Raw genomic sequence first — 16,351 nt, 5'->3', positions numbered from 1 at the left:
GTTGACGGCCACCGCGCCGACCGCGCCGCCGGCCCGCACGCCGGCCGCCCGGCCCCCGGTGCCGCCCTCACCGGGCCGGGCGCTCCGGCCGCCGAAATCCACTGCGCGGCTGTCAGACCCCTGTGCGATGCTCAGCGGCGTGGAGACCAGGTCCGTCAGTCCCGTGTTCGTCGGCCGCGCGGCCGAACTCACCGCGCTCGGCGCCGCGCTCGCCCGCATCGCGGCGAACAGTCGCTGGGCCGCTGGCAGGAGGCGGGCCGGGCCGCCGCGGACGCCCGCCGCTTCGCCCAGAGCCCCCGGTCGCTCGCGCTGGCCGCCAACCGCCTCACCCATCTCGCCCTGGACCGCGGCGACCTCGCCGAGGCAGAACGCGAACTCGCCGTCACCCGCGAGCACTACGGCACCCACGACCCGCAACCCCAGCACACCCTCCCCATGGCGCGGCACGCCCTGCGCATCGCCGCCCGCCAGGGCAGCCTCCTCGACGCCCGCGCCCTGGCCGAACGGGCCCTGGACGACGGCTTCCCGCTCGGTACCCAGCGCTATGCCTGGCCGCTGCTGTGGTCGGCCGCCGCCGTGGAGTCGGACGCCCGGGGCCTGCCCGCCGCGGGGCCGGGACGTGCCGCCTTCCTCGACCGCGTCCGGCAGGCCGCCAAGGCGCTGCCCCGGCTCCTGCCCGTCTCGGTGGCGTACGGCCTCGCGGTGGACGCCGAACTCCGCCGCGCCGAGGGCCGCGAGAGCCCTGACGACTGGGCCCGTGCGGTCGCCGCCTTCGAACCGTTGGAGCGCCCGCAGGAGCTGGCCCGCGCCTGCTACCGCTGGGCGGAATCACTGCTCCTGACCGGCGAGCGGGCCACCGCCGGGCTCCAGGGCCGCACCCCGCGCGAGGCCGCCGTGCTCGTGCTGGCCCAGGCGCACACCGCCGCGGTCACGATGGGCGCCCGCCCGCTCGCCGAGGAGATCGCCCTCCTCGCCCAGCGGGCCCGGATCCCCCTGCCGGGCCTGATAGCGGCCGACGGTGACAGCACGGGCCCGGGCGACGGTGACGGGGGCGCCGCCGGTGGCGGCACGGGCGACGACGGCGGCCGGGGCGCGGCCGAGGAGCCCGCCGTCGCCGCCCTCGGGCTGACCCCGCGCGAACGCGAGGTGCTCCGCCTGGTCGCCGACGGACGCAGCAACCGCCAGATAGCCGACGCCCTGTTCATCTCGCCGAAGACCGCCAGCGTCCATGTCTCGCACATCCTCGCCAAGCTGGGCGTCTCCGGCCGCGGCGAGGCGGGTGCGGTGGCCCACCGCCTGCGCCTCTTCGGCGAACCGGTGCCAAAGGTGCCCGCCCGGGGCGCGTGACCCGTCGCCTATCCCCGGTCCGCCGCGTCCCGCTGCGGCTGCGAGGCCTTGACGACCACGGTCCCCGAGGAGAGGTCGATCGGACCCTTCGCGGGGTCGGCGTCCCCGACGTCGTCGACGACCAGGGTCATCCGCTGCCGCTCCTCCTCGGTGTGCTGACGACCGGGCGCGAACAGCTCTTCCACGACATTGAACACGGTGCCTGTCCCCTCGTCGGCGCGACGTACACCCGTCCCCGGTACCGAGTGTAGATAGGTCGCCCGAAAAGGGATCAGTGGGATCAGCTCACCGTGAGGCGGAGGATCCGGTCATCGCCCTTGCGCGGCGTGCCCCGTCCGTCCGTGTTGCTGGTGACCAGCCACAAGGTGCCGCCGCCCGCGGCCACGACGGTCCGCAGCCGTCCGTAGGTGCCCTTGAGGAAGGCCTGCGGGGCCGCCACCGGCCGGGTCCCGTCCAGCGGGATCCGCCACAGCCGTTCGCCGCGCAGCGAGGCCATCCAGATCGAGCCCTTGGCGTAGGCGATGCCGCTGGGCGAGGCATCCGCGGTCCGCCACTCCTCGACCGGGTTCACGAACCCCGAACCCGCTGCCTTGCCCTTGGCCCTGCCCTCGGCCTCGGGCCAGCCGTAGTTCCTGCCCGGCTCGATGAGGTTGAGTTCGTCCCAGGTGTGCTGGCCGAACTCCGAGGCCCACAGCCGCTTGCCGCTGTCCCAGGCCAGTCCCTGCACATTGCGGTGGCCGTAGTCGTACACCACCGAGTCCGCCTCGGGGTTGCCGTGCGCCGGCTGGCCGTCCGGCGTCATCCGCAGGATCTTGCCGGCCGGCGACCTCTTGTCCTGGGCGAGCCCGGAGTCGCCGCTCTCGCCGGTGCCGGCGTAGAGCATCCGGTCCGGGCCGAAGGCGATCCGGCCGCCGTTGTGGATCTCGCCCTTGGGGATGCCCTTGAAGATCGTGTCGGGTGCGCCCAGCTGATTGCCCGGCGGGCGCTTCGCGTCGTACACCATGCGGGCGATGCGGTTGTCGGACGCGGTGGTGAAGTAGGCGTACACCAGATGGTCGGTGCCGAACGTGGGGGACACCGCGATCCCCAGCAGCCCGCCCTCGCCGCCCGGGTCCACGCCGGGAACCGACCCCAGCTCGGTGGTCTTCCCGTTCTTCGCCGAGACCCGGACGATCTTCCCGGTGTCACGGGAGGAGACCAGCAGGTCCCCGCCCGGCAGCACCGCCACACCCCAGGGCGTCTTCAGCCCCTTCACCAGGGTGGCGGTCACCTTCACCGAACCCTTGGCGGGCGGCGCGGCGGACGACGGGGTGGCGCCCGGCGAGGCGGCGCCGCTGTGCGCCGGGCCGGCGGACGTCCCACCGCCCCGGGGCGCGGTGCCCCCGGACGAGCACCCCGCCGCCAGCAGCAGTGAAGCGGCGGCCAACACGGCGGTGCGGGTACGGCGTTGCACGGCAGGGTCCTCTCGTCGGCGGGACGTGCCCCACCCCACCACATCGCACCGCCCGACGCCCGTGCCCCGGCCGAGGCGCGGCCACTCCCACCTGCCGGGATCCCGCGGACGGCCGGACGCGCCCCCGAAGCGCGGGGTACGGGTGCGGAGTCATCCGGCGGAACCAGGCCCCCAGGGGCGTTCCCCTAGTACCAGGACCCGCGCGCCGGCGGCAGCGCGGCGATCTCCGCCAGGTCCTCGGCGGAGAGCGTCAGCTGCGCCGCCGCGGCGTTCTGCGCGGCCCAGCGCTCCTTCTTCGTGCCCGGCACCGGGACGACGTGCCGGCCCTGCGCCAGCGCCCAGGCCAGCGCCACCTGCCCCGGCGTCGCACCATGGCGCGCGCCGACCCGGCGCAGCCCCGCCACCACCGGCTGGTTCGCGGCCATCATCTCGGCGGTGAAGCGCGGATGACGGGCCCTGGTGTCCTCCGGCTCGAACCCCTGCCCCGGGGTGAGGGTGCCGGTCAGATAGCCGTTGCCCAGCGGCATCGCCGCCAGGAAGCCCACGCCCCGCGACGCGCACCACGGCAGCAGCTCCTCCAGCGCCTCCGGCGACCACACCGACAGCTCGGCCTGCACACTGCTGACCGGGAACACCTGCTGGACCCGCTCCAGTTGGGCCAGCGTGCCGTCGTGCATCCGGGAGCGCCGCCGCGGCCCGCCGCCGGCCGGCCGCCGCTCTGCACGGCCCGCACGCGCCGGCCGCACCGCCCGCGCACCCACCGCGCACAGCCCCAGCGACCGCACCTTCCCGGCCGCCACCAGCTCCGCCATCGCCCCCCAGGTCTCCTCGATGGGCACCTCGGGGTCGGCCCGGTGCAGCTGGTAGAGATCGATGCGGTCGGTCTGCAGCCGCCGCAGCGAGGCGTCGCAGGCCCGCCGCACATAGCCGGGCCGCCCGTTGGCGACGATGTGCTGCTCACCCACCAGCAGCCCGCACTTGGTCGAGACGAACGCCTCCGCCCGCCGCTCCTTGAGCACCCGCCCCACCAGCAGCTCATTGGTGAACGGGCCGTACATGTCGGCGGTGTCGAGCAGGCTGCACCCCCGGTCCAGCGCGGTGTGCACGGCCCGCAGCGAGCTGTCCAAGCTGCGCTGCGACTCGGTGTACCCCCAGCTCATCGGCATGCAGCCGAGCCCGATGGCGCCCACTTCGAGAGCCGCCGCACCGATTGTCCTGCGCTCCACCTGGTTGTGCCTCCATCCCCTCGCCCCCGCTCAAGGGCCAGACCAAACTAACGTCTGGGCAGAACAACTCTTCGCATAGCCTGCGGTCATGGCAACCGCAGACCAGCGCACCGAGGCGCACACCGAGGCCCCCGACGTGTGGCTCCCGATCCCGCCCGACGAGATCGAGGGGCTGCCCGGCGGCCTCCGCTACGTCCACTGGGACGCCGGCCCCGACTACCCGGCCGACCCGGAGCGGTGCGCCTTCTACGCGGTCCCCTATATGAAGGACACGGAAGTGAGCCTGCGCCCGCTGTCCCGGATGAGCCGGGTGCGGGTGGTGCAGGCCCTCACGGCCGGTGTCGACAACCTGCTGCCGGGGCTGTCCCGGATGCCGTCGGGCGCCCGGCTGTGCAACGCCCGCGGGCTGCACGACGCCAGCACCGCGGAGCTGGCGCTGACGCTGATCCTCGCCGCGCTGCGCGGCGTTCCCGACTTCGTACGCGGCCAGGACGCGGGGGAGTGGCGGCCCGACCTCAGGCCCGCGCTCGCCGACAAATCGGTCCTCATTGTGGGCTATGGTTCGATCGGCAGTGCCATCGAGGACCGGCTCACGCCTTTTGAATGTGCGCGGGTGGTGCGCATCGCACGCACCGCGCGTGACACTGTGCGCGGCCCTGTGCATCCACTCTCCGGCCTGTCCGCCCACCTGCCCGGCGCGGACGTCGTCGTGCTGGCGGCCCCGCTCACCGACGCGACGCGTGGCCTGGTCGGACGCGATTTCCTGGCGCGGATGAAGGACGGCGCACTGCTGGTGAACATCGCACGCGGCGGGATCGTCGACACCGCGGCACTCCTCGCCGAACTCCAGTCCGGGCGCCTGCGCGCGGCGCTCGATGTCACCGATCCGGAACCCCTCCCCGCCGGGCATCCGCTGTGGCACGCTCCCGGCGTGCTCATCACTCCACACGTCGGTGGCCCCAGCTCTGCCTTCCTGCCCCGCGCGAAGCGGCTGCTGAGGGATCAACTGACGCTTTTCGCGGCCGGCGAGCCCCTGCGGAACGTGGTCGCCACCGCCGGCTGAAGCGGTCGCGGGTAGCGCTACGAGTCCGTAAGACTGCGGGGAGTATCCACAATTCCGCCCCCAGTCACGCTCCGTAGAGACACTATGTCCCTGAGTGACGGAACTGGTGTATCGTCCGAGCGGGGACGACGCCGGGAAGGACGCGGCGCGTGCGAAGAATCCGGGACTCGAGGGGGGCGACGGGCGATGTACGACCGATGGACGATGCGCGAGAAGCACGATCCACGAGCGCCCGCGGGGATAAGGCGAAGCCCCCTGGCGTGCCGCTCGCGACGGCACCCGGTACGGGTGGGCAGGAGAATCCGGTGAGCGCCCCGGGGGCGATGCTCTCCCGGCCGCCGGCGCCGGCCGGCAGCCCGCCGAGCGCGGTGCCGCAGATCGTCCTCGCCGTGGTCTGCGGTGGCTATGCCGTCGGCGCCGCCTTCGGCTGGGGATCGCCCGAAGTCGCGGCCTTCATGGGGGACTTCGGCCTCAGCTTCGCGGCCCTCCTGGCAGCCGTCTCCTGCGGTCTGTACGCCCGCAAGCGCCGCACCCGCTTCCGCCCCGCCTGGATGCTGTTCGCCGCCTCCTCCGGGATGGCCGGCCTCGGCAACGGCGTATGGGGCTGGTACGAGGTCATCGAGGGCACCACGGTACCCAGCCCCTCCCTGGCCGACTTCTGCTTCCTGCTGTTCGCGCCACCGGCGATCGTCGGTCTGCTGGTGCTCGCCAAGCGTCCGGTGAACAGGGCGGGTTGGGTCTGCCTGGGGCTCGACTCCTGGCTGATCGCCGGGTCGCTGGTCACCCTCTCATGGAGCCTTGCGCTCGCCCACACCGCCCACTTCCAGGGCCGCAGCGTGGCCCAGAGCGCGCTGTCGCTGGCCTATCCGCTGCTGGACATCGTGCTGGTGAGCATGGTGCTCGTGCTGCACTTCCGGCGCTCCTCGGTGCACCGCTCGGCGATCAACACCGCGGTCGCGGCGCTCGCCCTGACGGTGCTGTGCGACGCGCTGTTCAGCTCCCCGCTGCTGCGCGAGCACTACCGCTCCGGCCAGATCCTGGACGCCGGATGGTTCGCCGGCTCCATACTCCTCGCGTACGCCCCCTGGGTCGCCCGCCGCGCGGGCGAGGAGTGCACCCCGGAGGAGGCCAGGCCCGCCGCGCGCCGGGTCCCCTCGCACGGCGGCCGCCCGATCGCCGGCTCGCTCGCCGCCCTGACCCCGTATCTCGCCGCCGCCGTCTGCACGCTGGGCATCCTCACCAACGTCCTGGACGGCCGGCGCATCGACCGCGTGGTGCTGTTCACCGGCTGCACGGTCGTGCTCGCCCTCGTGATCCGCCAGGGCATCATGCTGCTCGACAACATCACCCTCACCCAGGAGTTGGCGCAGAAGGAGAACCACTTCCGCTCCCTGGTGCAGGGCTCCAGCGACGTCATCATGATCGCCGCCCCCACCGGCGTGCTCCACTACGTCAGCCCGGCCGCCTCCGGTGTCTACGGGCGCGACGCCGAGGAGCTGGTCGGCTCCGAACTCGCCTCGCTGATCCACCCCGAGGACCTGGGACGGGTGGTGCACGAGGTCCGCAGATTCCTCGCCGCCGCCCCCGAGGACGAACCGACCACCCGGATCGAGTGCCGCTTCCGCGCCGGCGAGCAGCGCTCCGGCGGCGACGGCTGGCTGAACGTCGAGTCCACCGTCAACCGCCACCACGGCGGCCTGATCTTCAACTCCCGCGATGTCACCGAACGCGTCCGGCTGCAGGCCCAGCTCCAGCACAACGCCTCGCACGACGCGCTCACCGACCTGCCCAACCGCGCCCTGTTCACCGAGCGCGTCACCCAGGCCGTCACCGGCCGCCGCGCCAGCGACCACGACACCGCCGTGCTCTACATCGACCTCGACGGCTTCAAGCAGGTCAACGACACCATCGGCCACCAGGCGGGCGACGAGCTGCTGATCCAGGCCGCCCGCCGGCTCGGTGACTCGGTGCGCGCCGGCGACATAGCGGCCCGGCTGGGCGGCGACGAGTTCGCCGCGCTGATCACCGGCGACGGCACCCGCGACCCCGCCGCCCGCGAGTTCCGGATCCACGAGATCGCCGACCGGCTGCGCATCCGGCTCTCCGACCCGTACCGCATCGACGGCCGCGAGGTGCGGGTGGCGGCCAGCATCGGGGTGGCCTTCGCCGAGCCCGGCGTCAGCCCCGCGGGCCTGCTGCGCAACGCGGACCTGGCGATGTACCGCGCCAAGCAGGCCGGCAAGGGCCGGGTGGAGCTGTACGCCCCGCAGATGCAGACCGAGGTGGCGCACCGCGCCGAGCTGGCCACCAAGCTGCGCACGGCGCTGCAGGACGGCGCCTTCTCGCTGCTGCACCAGCCCGTCGTGGAGCTGGCCGGCGGGCGGGTCACCGCGGTCGCGGCGCACGCTCGCTGGCGCTCCGCCCAGGGCATCCTGTTCACCCCCGCGGAGTTCCTGCGGGTCGGCGACCGCGGCCGCTACCCCGAGGACGGCGACCGCGCCGCCGAGCTGGACCGCTGGCAGCTGGAGGCGTCCGTCGAGCAGGCCGCGGCCCGCCACCGCGCCGGCTACCCGGTCCCGGTCGCGGTCCGCCTCCCGGCCCGCCGGCTGCTGGATCAGGCGCTGTCCCCCAAGGGCGTGGAGTCGCTGCTCACCCGGCACGGCCTGCCCTCGCGCGCGCTCGTCCTGGAGCTGTCCGAGAGCGATCCGCGCCTTCCGCTGGACGACCTGGAGCGCCGGCTGGTCGCGCTGCGCCGGCTCGGCGTGCGGATCGCCCTGGACGGCTTCGGCAGCGGCTTCGCCGCGATCAGCGCGCTGCGCAGGCTGCCCGTGGACATCCTGCGGCTGGATCGCGGGCTGGTCGACGGCGTGGTGGAGTCCGCCCGGCTGCACAAGATCACCGCGGGACTGCTGCGGATCGCCGGCGACCTGGGCATGCAGTCCGTCGCGGACGGCGTCGACCTCCCCGAGCAGGTGCTCGCCCTGCGCTCCATGGGCTGCACGCACGGCATGGGGACGGCCTTCTCCGGGCCACTCGACGAACCCCGGCTGCGGCGGTCCCTGACGCACGCCCACTACCCGGTGCCGGACGTCGCGGTCCAGAGCCGGGCGGTGGTGCTCACCGGCAGCGGTCTGCCCGTACGTCAGGGCGGTCCGGCGGGCCCGGAATCGCTCGTGCATCCGCCATTGCGCTCAAATAGTGAGACCTCCGTCCCACCCACTTGACACCCGGTGTACGGCGGGGGGAGGGTCAGTGCCATGCGCACCCGAATTCTCGTACTTGGAAAGCGCGTCGGCTGAGGCCGGGTCACTGACGACACCCGGCTGACCGCACCGACGCGCTCCCCTCGCTTGCCACTTGGCACGGGGGGTTTTTTGTTGCACAGCAACCTCACATATCCGTCAAAACCCTCAGCTTCGAGAAGAGACGCAGATGACCGAGCAGGCCTCCGGGGCCCACCATCCGCAGCCGCGGGCCCGTACCTCCGGCGGATCGCAGCAGCCCGCCGTCGAGCACGTCACGGGTGCGCAGTCCCTGATCCGTTCGCTCGAGGAGGTCGGGGCCGACACCGTGTTCGGCATTCCCGGCGGCGCGATCCTTCCTGCGTACGACCCGATGATGGACTCCTCGAAGGTCCGGCACGTCCTGGTGCGCCACGAGCAGGGCGCCGGCCACGCCGCCACCGGATACGCGCAGGCCACCGGCAAGGTCGGCGTCTGCATGGCGACCTCGGGTCCGGGTGCCACCAACCTCGTCACCCCGATCGCCGACGCCCACATGGACTCCGTCCCGCTGGTGGCGATCACCGGCCAGGTCGCGTCCAAGGCGATCGGCACGGACGCCTTCCAGGAGGCGGACATCTGCGGCATCACGATGCCGATCACCAAGCACAACTTCCTGGTCACCGACCCGGCGGAGATCCCCCGGACGATCGCCGAGGCGTTCCACATCGCGGCCACCGGCCGGCCCGGCCCGGTCCTGGTCGACATCGCCAAGGACGCCCTCCAGGCCCGGACCACCTTCGCCTGGCCGCCGCACACCGATCTGCCCGGCTACCGCCCGGTGACCAAGCCGCACGCCAAGCAGATCCGCGAGGCAGCCCGGCTGATCGCCGAGGCCAAGCGCCCGGTGCTCTACGTCGGCGGCGGCGTGCTGAAGTCCGGTGCCACCGCCGAGCTGAAGGTGCTCGCCGAGCTGACCGGCGCCCCCGTCACCACCACCCTGATGGCGCTGGGCGCCTTCCCCGACAGCCACCCGCAGCACGTCGGCATGCCCGGGATGCACGGCGCGGTCACCGCCGTCACCGCGCTGCAGAAGTCGGACCTGTTGATCACCCTCGGCGCCCGCTTCGACGACCGGGTCACCGGCAAGCTGGACTCCTTCGCGCCGTACGCCAAGGTCGTGCACGCGGACATCGACCCGGCGGAGATCGGCAAGAACCGCGCCGCGGACGTGCCGATCGTCGGCGACGCCCGCGAGGTCATCGCCGACCTGATCGTCGCCGTCCAGGCCGAGCACGACGCCGGTCAGCTGGGTGAGGCCGCCCGGACCGGATACGCCGCCTGGTGGAAGGACCTCAACCGCTGGCGCGACACCTACCCGCTGGGCTACGACCTGCCGGACGACGGCAGCCTCTCCCCGCAGCAGGTCATCGAGCGGATCGGCAAGCTCGCCCCGGCCGACACCATCTACGCCGCCGGCGTCGGCCAGCACCAGATGTGGGCCGCCCATTTCATCGACTACGAGAAGCCCTCGACCTGGCTGAACTCCGGCGGCGCCGGCACGATGGGCTACGCCGTCCCCGCCGCCATGGGCGCCAAGGCCGGGCAGCCGGACCGCACCGTCTGGGCGATCGACGGCGACGGCTGCTTCCAGATGACCAACCAGGAGCTGGTCACCTGCGCGCTGAACAACATCCCGATCAAGGTCGCGGTCATCAACAACGGCGCGCTGGGCATGGTGCGCCAGTGGCAGACCCTCTTCTACAACCAGCGGTACTCCAACACCGTGCTGCACTCCGGCCCCGAGTCCAACGGGCTGGTGACGGCCGGCAAGGCCAGCGGCGGCACCCGCGTCCCGGACTTCGTCAAGCTGTCCGAGGCGATGGGCTGCGTCGCGATGCGCTGTGAGGACCCGGCCGAACTCGACGCGGTGATCGCCAAGGCCAATGCCATCAACGACCGCCCGGTCGTGATCGACTTCATCGTGCACGAGGACGCCCAGGTCTGGCCGATGGTCGCCGCCGGCACCTCCAACGACGAGGTCATGGCCGCCCGGGGCGTGCGTCCCGACTTCGGCGACAACGAAGACGACTGAGCCCAGGACGACACGGACGCACGGAAGAAGAGAGAAGACCATGTCCAAGCACACGCTCTCCGTCCTGGTGGAGAACACCCCCGGCATCCTCGCCCGGATCGCCGCGCTGTTCTCCCGCCGCGGCTTCAACATCGACTCGCTCGCGGTCGGGGTCACCGAGCACCCCGACATCTCCCGCATCACCATCGTGGTCAGCGTCGAGTCGCTGCCGCTGGAGCAGGTCACCAAGCAGCTCAACAAGCTCGTCAACGTCCTGAAGATCGTCGAGCTGGAGCCGGGCGCCGCCATCCAGCGCGAACTGGTCCTGGTGAAGGTCCGCGCCGACAACGAGACCCGCTCGCAGATCGTCGAGATCGTCCAGCTCTTCCGCGCCAAGACCGTCGACGTCTCGCCCGAGGCCGTCACCATCGAGGCCACCGGGTCGAGTGACAAGCTGGAGGCGATGCTCAAGATGCTGGAGCCGTTCGGCATCAAGGAACTCGTCCAGTCCGGCACGATCGCCATAGGCCGCGGCGCCCGGTCCATCACCGACCGCTCGCTGCGCGCCCTGGACCGTTCGGCCTGATCCCCCCTCGCCGCGTCCCCCATGGACCGCATGGCGAGACCCCCGACCCTTCCCCACCCCGCCCGACGTACTGTGTGGGCACCCGCTAGATCCAAGGAGAGACCCGAAGTGGCCGAGCTGTTCTACGACGACGATGCCGACCTGTCCATCATCCAGAACCGCAAGGTCGCGGTCATCGGCTACGGCAGCCAGGGCCACGCCCACGCGCTGTCGCTGCGGGACTCGGGCGTCGACGTGCGCGTCGGCCTGCACGAGGGCTCCAAGTCCAAGGCCAAGGCCGAGGAGCAGGGCCTGCGCGTGGTCACGCCCGCCGAGGCGGCGGCCGAGGCCGACGTCATCATGATCCTGGTGCCGGACCCGATCCAGGCCAAGGTCTACGAGGAGTCCATCAAGGACCACCTCAAGGACGGCGACGCGCTGTTCTTCGGCCACGGCCTGAACGTCCGCTTCGGCTTCATCAAGGCCCCGGCGCACGTCGACGTGTGCATGGTCGCCCCCAAGGGCCCGGGCCACCTCGTGCGCCGCCAGTACGAGGAGGGCCGCGGCGTGCCGTGCATCGCGGCCGTCGAGCAGGACGCGTCCGGCAAGGCCTTCGCGCTGGCGCTGTCCTACGCCAAGGGCATCGGCGGCACCCGCGCCGGTGTCATCAAGACCACCTTCACCGAGGAGACCGAGACCGACCTGTTCGGTGAGCAGGCCGTGCTCTGCGGCGGCGCCTCGGCGCTGGTCAAGGCCGGCTTCGAGACCCTGGTCGAGGCGGGCTACCAGCCGGAGATCGCGTACTTCGAGTGCCTCCACGAGCTGAAGCTGATCGTGGACCTCATGTACGAGGGCGGCCTGGAGAAGATGCGCTGGTCGGTCTCCGAGACCGCCGAGTGGGGCGACTACGTCACCGGCCCCCGCATCATCACCGACCAGACCAAGGCCGAGATGAAGAAGGTGCTCGCCGAGATCCAGGACGGCACCTTCGCCAACAACTGGATGGCCGAGTACAACGCCGGTCTGCCGAAGTACAACGAGTACAAGAAGGCCGACGAGGACCACCTGCTGGAGACCACCGGCAAGAAGCTCCGCAAGCTCATGAGCTGGGTCGACGACGAGGCGTAAGCCACCGGACAGGGGGCCGCGGCGCGGCCGCGGCCCCCTCTCCCCGCGTCACGCGGCGGTGCCCCGGGCGCCGCGCGGAACCACGCACGGGTGATCCTTTCGCTTCGGCACGAGGCCCGCCCCGCACCGCCACTACACTGCATTGCACAAGCGCGTCAGGCTCACAGCGTCGTGCGTCTTCCACGCGGCTTTCCCCCTTCACCGCCTTCGGCCGTCGGGACGGCCGCCCTCCCCCCACAGCCTTGAGGGCGTGGGAGGTACCCCCAGGACTAGTGAGGACTGAAGACCACGTGAGCTCGAAACCTGTCGTACTCATCGCCGAAGAGCTGTCGCCCGCCACCGTCGACGCCCTCGGGCCGGACTTCGAGATCCGGCACTGCAACGGCGCGGACCGCGCCGAGCTGCTCCCCGCGATCGCCGATGTCGACGCCGTCCTCGTGCGCAGCGCGACGAAGATCGACGCAGAGGCCATCGCCGCCGCCGGGAAGCTGCGGGTCGTCGCCCGCGCCGGCGTCGGTCTGGACAACGTGGACGTCTCCGCCGCCACCAAGGCCGGCGTGATGGTCGTCAACGCCCCGACATCCAACATCGTCACCGCCGCCGAGCTGGCCTGCGGTCTGCTGGTCGCCACCGCCCGCAACATCCCGCAGGCCAACACCGCCCTGAAGAACGGCGAGTGGAAGCGCAGCAAGTACACCGGCGTCGAGCTCAGCGAGAAGACCCTCGGCGTGGTCGGCCTCGGCCGGATCGGTGTCCTGGTCGCCCAGCGGATGTCGGCGTTCGGCATGAAGGTCGTCGCCTACGACCCCTACGTCCAGCCGGCCCGCGCCGCGCAGATGGGCGTGAAGCTGCTGACCCTCGACGAGCTGCTCGCGGTCTCCGACTTCATCACCGTGCACCTCCCCAAGACGCCGGAGACCGTCGGTCTCATCGGCGACGAGGCGCTGCACAAGGTCAAGCCCTCGGTCCGGATCGTCAACGCCGCGCGCGGCGGGATCGTCGACGAGGCGGCGCTGGCCACCGCGCTCAAGGAGGGCCGGGTGGCCGGCGCGGGCCTGGACGTCTACGCGACCGAGCCCTGCACCGACTCGCCGCTCTTCGAGTTCGACCAGGTCGTCGCCACCCCGCACCTCGGCGCCTCCACGGGCGAGGCGCAGGAGAAGGCCGGGATCTCGGTCGCCAAGTCGGTGCGGCTCGCGCTGGCCGGCGAGCTGGTCCCGGACGCGGTCAACGTCCAGGGCGGCGTGATCGCCGAGGACGTCAAGCCGGGCCTGCCGCTGGCCGAGCGCCTGGGCCGGATCTTCACCGCGCTGGCCGGCGAGGTCGCCATGCGCCTGGACGTCGAGGTCTACGGCGAGATCACCCAGCACGACGTCAAGGTGCTGGAACTCTCCGCGCTCAAGGGCGTGTTCGAGGACGTCGTCGACGAGACGGTGTCCTACGTCAACGCCCCGCTGTTCGCGCAGGAGCGCGGCGTGGAGGTGCGGCTGACGACCAGCAGCGAGTCGCCCGAGCACCGCAATGTGGTGACCGTGCGCGGCACACTCGCGGGCGGTGACGAGGTGTCGATCTCCGGCACGCTGGCCGGCCACAAGAACATCCAGAAGATCGTCGCGGTCGGTGACCACTCCATCGATCTGTCGCTCGCCGACCACATGGCCTTCCTGCGCTACAGCGACCGCCCCGGTGTCGTCGGCACGGTCGGCCGGATCCTGGGCGAGGCGGGCATCAACATCGGCGGGATGCAGGTCTCCCGGGCCGATGTCGGGGGCGAGGCGCTGGTGGCGCTGACCGTCGACGACACCATCCCGCCGCACGTCCTCACCGAGATCGCCGAGGAGATCGGCGCGACCTCGGTGCGCGCGGTGAACCTCGGCGACTGACCGTAGGTCTGCGCAGCTCAACGGGCCCGGATGCCGCTTCGGCGGAGTCCGGGCCCGTCGCCGTTCCGGCGTCGTGGGGCCCGCGGCGAGGCTTCCGGTGATCTTTCACCATTCACCCGAATGGCCTATCGGAGGGGGAGGTCGTGGAGGCCGCAGGCGCCGCCGTCGGGCGGCCGGGGACCCGGGCCGGCGCTCCCGCCGAGTCGCTCGCGGGAGGCGCGCGGCGCGCAATGGGTACTGCGCGTGCCCGGCCGGTGCGTGCGGAAGGAGGGCGGACGCCATGACTGCACCCCTGGGGGATGCCCCGCACAGCCTGACCGGTCTGCAGGTGGTCGATGCGGACGGCGTGAAGGTGGGCAAGGTCCAGCAGGTCTACCGGGACGACGCCACCAACGACCCGGAGTGGATCACGGTGCGTACCGGGCTGTTCGGTATGAAGGAGACCTTCATCCCGCTCGCCGGGGCCACCCGGAGCGGGGACGAGCTGCACGTTCCGCACGACAAGCACACCATCAAGGCCGCGCCGCGGATCGACGTCGACGGCCATCTCGACCCCTCCGAGGAGACCGAGCTCTACCGCCACTACGGGATGCCCCGGCCGGGTGTGACCGGTCCCGAGGACCCGGAGGAGGCCGCCGGGGAGGCGCCGGGCACCGGCACGTCCGGCCCCGGGACCGCCCGGGGCGACGACGCGGACCCGGCGTCCGGCGCGGGCCGGGCCGGTACCGGGGACGCCGGGGCGCGGGCCTCCGAGGAGGGCGGCGCGCCGGGCCGGACGCACGGCGAGCGCAACAAGCTGGTCGACGGGCCGCTGGCCGGGTCGGGTGCCGGTACGCGGTCGGGGCCGGGACCGTCCGGCGGTGACGACGCGGACGCCCGGCGCGGCAGGGAGCAGACGCCCGAGAGCGACGACGGCACGGACCCCGGAGAGGGGCCCGGGCCGGACCGGCTCCGGTAACCGGGTGGGGTGCCCCGGACCGGGGGAGCGGCGGAGGCCGCCGTCGAGCATGCGGCCTCCGCCCGCACACGCCCGTGCGGGAGGGGGAGGGCGGCCGGCGCGGCCGTGTACGGACGTCTCATACATCCGTCCGGTACGCGCGCACGGGCGGCGATAGGCTCCCTCCATGGGACACCGTGAGGACCTTCTGGAGGGGGCCAAACGCTGCCTCCTGGAGAAGGGCTATGCGCGCACCACCGCCCGCGACATCGTGGCCGCCTCCGGCGCCAACCTCGCCTCCATCGGCTACCACTACGGCTCCAAGGACGCCCTGATGCGCCAGGCGGTCATCGCGTCCACGGAGGAGTGGGGCGCGGGGATCGTACGGACGCCGGACGCCGGTGACGGGCAGGTGCCGGACGCGGACCCGCTGGGCCGCTTCGCCGCCGTCTGGGAGCAGGTGCTGCAACGGATCGCCACGGAACCGCAGTTCATCGCGGCGCAGGTCGAGGTGCTGGGGCTGCTGCCGCGCGATGCGGCGCTGCGCGAGGCCGTCGGCGAGGTGCTCCCGGAGGGCGGCGAGGAACTCGTCGCGGCGTTCGAAGGGGTACCGGACGCGGAGGTCGACGCCGAGACGGCGCGCGTCGTCGGCTCCTTCTACCGGGCGCTGCTCACCGGCCTGATGGTCCAGTCGCTGCTCGCCCCGGACCGGATGCCCACCGGCCGGGACCTCGCCACCGCGCTGCACCGGGTCACCACGGGCGGGGTGCCGGGGCCGGAGTGAGTCGTGGCGCGGCGGCTCCCGACGGGACGGGACGGGACGCCGCGCTCACCCGACCGGGCGAAGCGGTCCGGACCGGCGGTCTCACCCGGACGGACGGCCTCGCCGGACCGGTCGTCTCACCAGGATGGACGGCCTGGCCCGTACCGGCCGCCTCACCCGGACGGCCCGCCGGTTCGGCCCGGTGTACCGGCCCCGTTCACAGTCGGGCCGCCTTGAGGGCCATGTGCAGCAGCAGCCGGTGCTCGCCGTCGTCCAGGTCGAGGCCGGTGAGCTTCTCCACCCGGCCCAGCCGGTAGTAGAGCGTCTGGCGGTGGATGCCCAGCAGCTGCGCGGTCCGGCTCGCCTGGCCCGCGCAGTCGAGGAACACCTCGGCGGTGCGGGCGAGTTCGGCATGGGCGGGGGCCAGCAGCGGGCCGACGACCGGGTCGGGTGCGGGGTCCGGCAGGGTGGTCAGCAGGCGGTAGGCGCCGATCGCGTCCCACTGGGTGACCGGGCCCAGCCGGGGTTCGGCGCGGGCCGCGCGGGCCGCGTCCAGCGCTTCGCGCCAGGTGGCCGGGAGCGCGTTCAACTCGGCGGTGCCGGCGCCGATTCCGGCTGCGCCCGGCCCGAGCGGCGCGGGCTGTCCGCCGCCGCCCGCCCGGGCCCCTGACGCCCCGGCCGGGCCCGCGCC

13 protein-coding genes are annotated in these 16,351 nt (G+C 72.8%); 9 read left to right on the top strand and 4 right to left on the bottom strand.

What is annotated here, in order from left to right; genetic code table 11:
- The coding region (locus IEY78_RS32900; RefSeq protein WP_229700323.1) for a LuxR family transcriptional regulator at positions 1-1,347 on the top strand (1,347 nt) is incomplete at its 5' end.
- Positions 1,348-1,355: 8 nt separating this feature from the next.
- Here IEY78_RS32900 and IEY78_RS32895 read toward each other — a convergent pair.
- From IEY78_RS32895 to IEY78_RS32885, 3 genes are all read right to left on the bottom strand, one after another.
- Positions 1,356-1,544, bottom strand: coding sequence for a DUF6191 domain-containing protein (locus IEY78_RS32895; protein ID WP_189104625.1), 189 nt, complete (start codon positions 1,542-1,544; stop codon positions 1,356-1,358).
- 83 nt (positions 1,545-1,627) lie between these two features.
- On the bottom strand, positions 1,628-2,800 hold the full coding sequence (locus IEY78_RS32890) for a PQQ-dependent sugar dehydrogenase (protein ID WP_189104624.1): 1,173 nt from the start codon (positions 2,798-2,800) through the stop codon (positions 1,628-1,630).
- 185 nt (positions 2,801-2,985) lie between these two features.
- Positions 2,986-4,026 carry an aldo/keto reductase gene (locus IEY78_RS32885; protein WP_189104623.1) on the bottom strand — a complete coding sequence of 347 codons (1,041 nt, stop codon included), beginning with the start codon at positions 4,024-4,026 and terminating at the stop codon, positions 2,986-2,988.
- An 88-nt stretch (positions 4,027-4,114) separates the two neighbouring features.
- On the opposite strand from IEY78_RS32885, the gene IEY78_RS32880 reads away from it, so the two are divergent.
- The 8 genes from IEY78_RS32880 to IEY78_RS32845 all read left to right on the top strand — a co-directional run bounded on the left by IEY78_RS32880 (position 4,115) and on the right by IEY78_RS32845 (position 15,681).
- Positions 4,115-5,089, top strand: coding sequence for a 2-hydroxyacid dehydrogenase (locus IEY78_RS32880; protein WP_189104622.1), 975 nt, complete (start codon positions 4,115-4,117; stop codon positions 5,087-5,089).
- Between the two features lie 305 nt (positions 5,090-5,394).
- Positions 5,395-8,313 carry a putative bifunctional diguanylate cyclase/phosphodiesterase gene (locus tag IEY78_RS32875; RefSeq protein WP_189104621.1) on the top strand — a complete coding sequence of 973 codons (2,919 nt, stop codon included), beginning with the start codon at positions 5,395-5,397 and terminating at the stop codon, positions 8,311-8,313.
- A 208-nt stretch (positions 8,314-8,521) separates the two neighbouring features.
- Positions 8,522-10,405, top strand: coding sequence for an acetolactate synthase large subunit (locus tag IEY78_RS32870; RefSeq protein ID WP_189104620.1), 1,884 nt, complete (start codon positions 8,522-8,524; stop codon positions 10,403-10,405).
- Between the two features lie 40 nt (positions 10,406-10,445).
- Complete coding sequence (ilvN, locus tag IEY78_RS32865) at positions 10,446-10,970, top strand: acetolactate synthase small subunit (RefSeq protein ID WP_189104618.1); 525 nt, start codon at positions 10,446-10,448, stop codon at positions 10,968-10,970.
- A 108-nt stretch (positions 10,971-11,078) separates the two neighbouring features.
- On the top strand, positions 11,079-12,077 hold the full coding sequence (ilvC, locus tag IEY78_RS32860) for a ketol-acid reductoisomerase (RefSeq protein WP_189104613.1): 999 nt from the start codon (positions 11,079-11,081) through the stop codon (positions 12,075-12,077).
- Positions 12,078-12,367: 290 nt separating this feature from the next.
- Positions 12,368-13,960, top strand: coding sequence for a phosphoglycerate dehydrogenase (serA, locus tag IEY78_RS32855; RefSeq protein WP_189104612.1), 1,593 nt, complete (start codon positions 12,368-12,370; stop codon positions 13,958-13,960).
- Between the two features lie 280 nt (positions 13,961-14,240).
- Complete coding sequence (locus IEY78_RS32850) at positions 14,241-14,918, top strand: PRC-barrel domain-containing protein (RefSeq protein WP_189104611.1); 678 nt, start codon at positions 14,241-14,243, stop codon at positions 14,916-14,918.
- Between the two features lie 166 nt (positions 14,919-15,084).
- Entirely contained in the window at positions 15,085-15,681 is a 597-nt protein-coding gene (locus IEY78_RS32845) for a TetR/AcrR family transcriptional regulator (RefSeq protein ID WP_189104610.1), read from the top strand.
- A gap of 196 nt (positions 15,682-15,877) precedes the next feature.
- Here the strand turns inward: IEY78_RS32845 and IEY78_RS32840 are convergent.
- The coding region (locus tag IEY78_RS32840) for a PucR family transcriptional regulator (protein ID WP_189104609.1) at positions 15,878-16,351 on the bottom strand (474 nt) is incomplete at its 5' end.

It is taken from the genome of Streptomyces kronopolitis, assembly GCF_014646275.1.
In the GTDB taxonomy this organism is placed as follows: Bacteria; Actinomycetota; Actinomycetes; order Streptomycetales; family Streptomycetaceae; genus Streptomyces; species Streptomyces kronopolitis.
The sequence above is the reverse complement of the archived record's forward strand: the minus strand, read 5'-3'. Positions and strand labels throughout refer to the sequence as shown.

Bases quoted from the DNA above. Each gene is read 5' to 3' on its own strand.
- IEY78_RS32850 (WP_189104611.1), top strand. From the start codon at position 14,241: ATGACTGCACCCCTGGGGGATGCCCCGCACAGCCTGACCGGTCTGCAG.
- IEY78_RS32845 (WP_189104610.1), top strand. From the start codon at position 15,085: ATGGGACACCGTGAGGACCTTCTGGAGGGGGCCAAACGCTGCCTCCTG.
- ilvN (WP_189104618.1), top strand. From the start codon at position 10,446: ATGTCCAAGCACACGCTCTCCGTCCTGGTGGAGAACACCCCCGGCATC.
- IEY78_RS32870 (WP_189104620.1), top strand. From the start codon at position 8,522: ATGACCGAGCAGGCCTCCGGGGCCCACCATCCGCAGCCGCGGGCCCGT.
- IEY78_RS32880 (WP_189104622.1), top strand. From the start codon at position 4,115: ATGGCAACCGCAGACCAGCGCACCGAGGCGCACACCGAGGCCCCCGAC.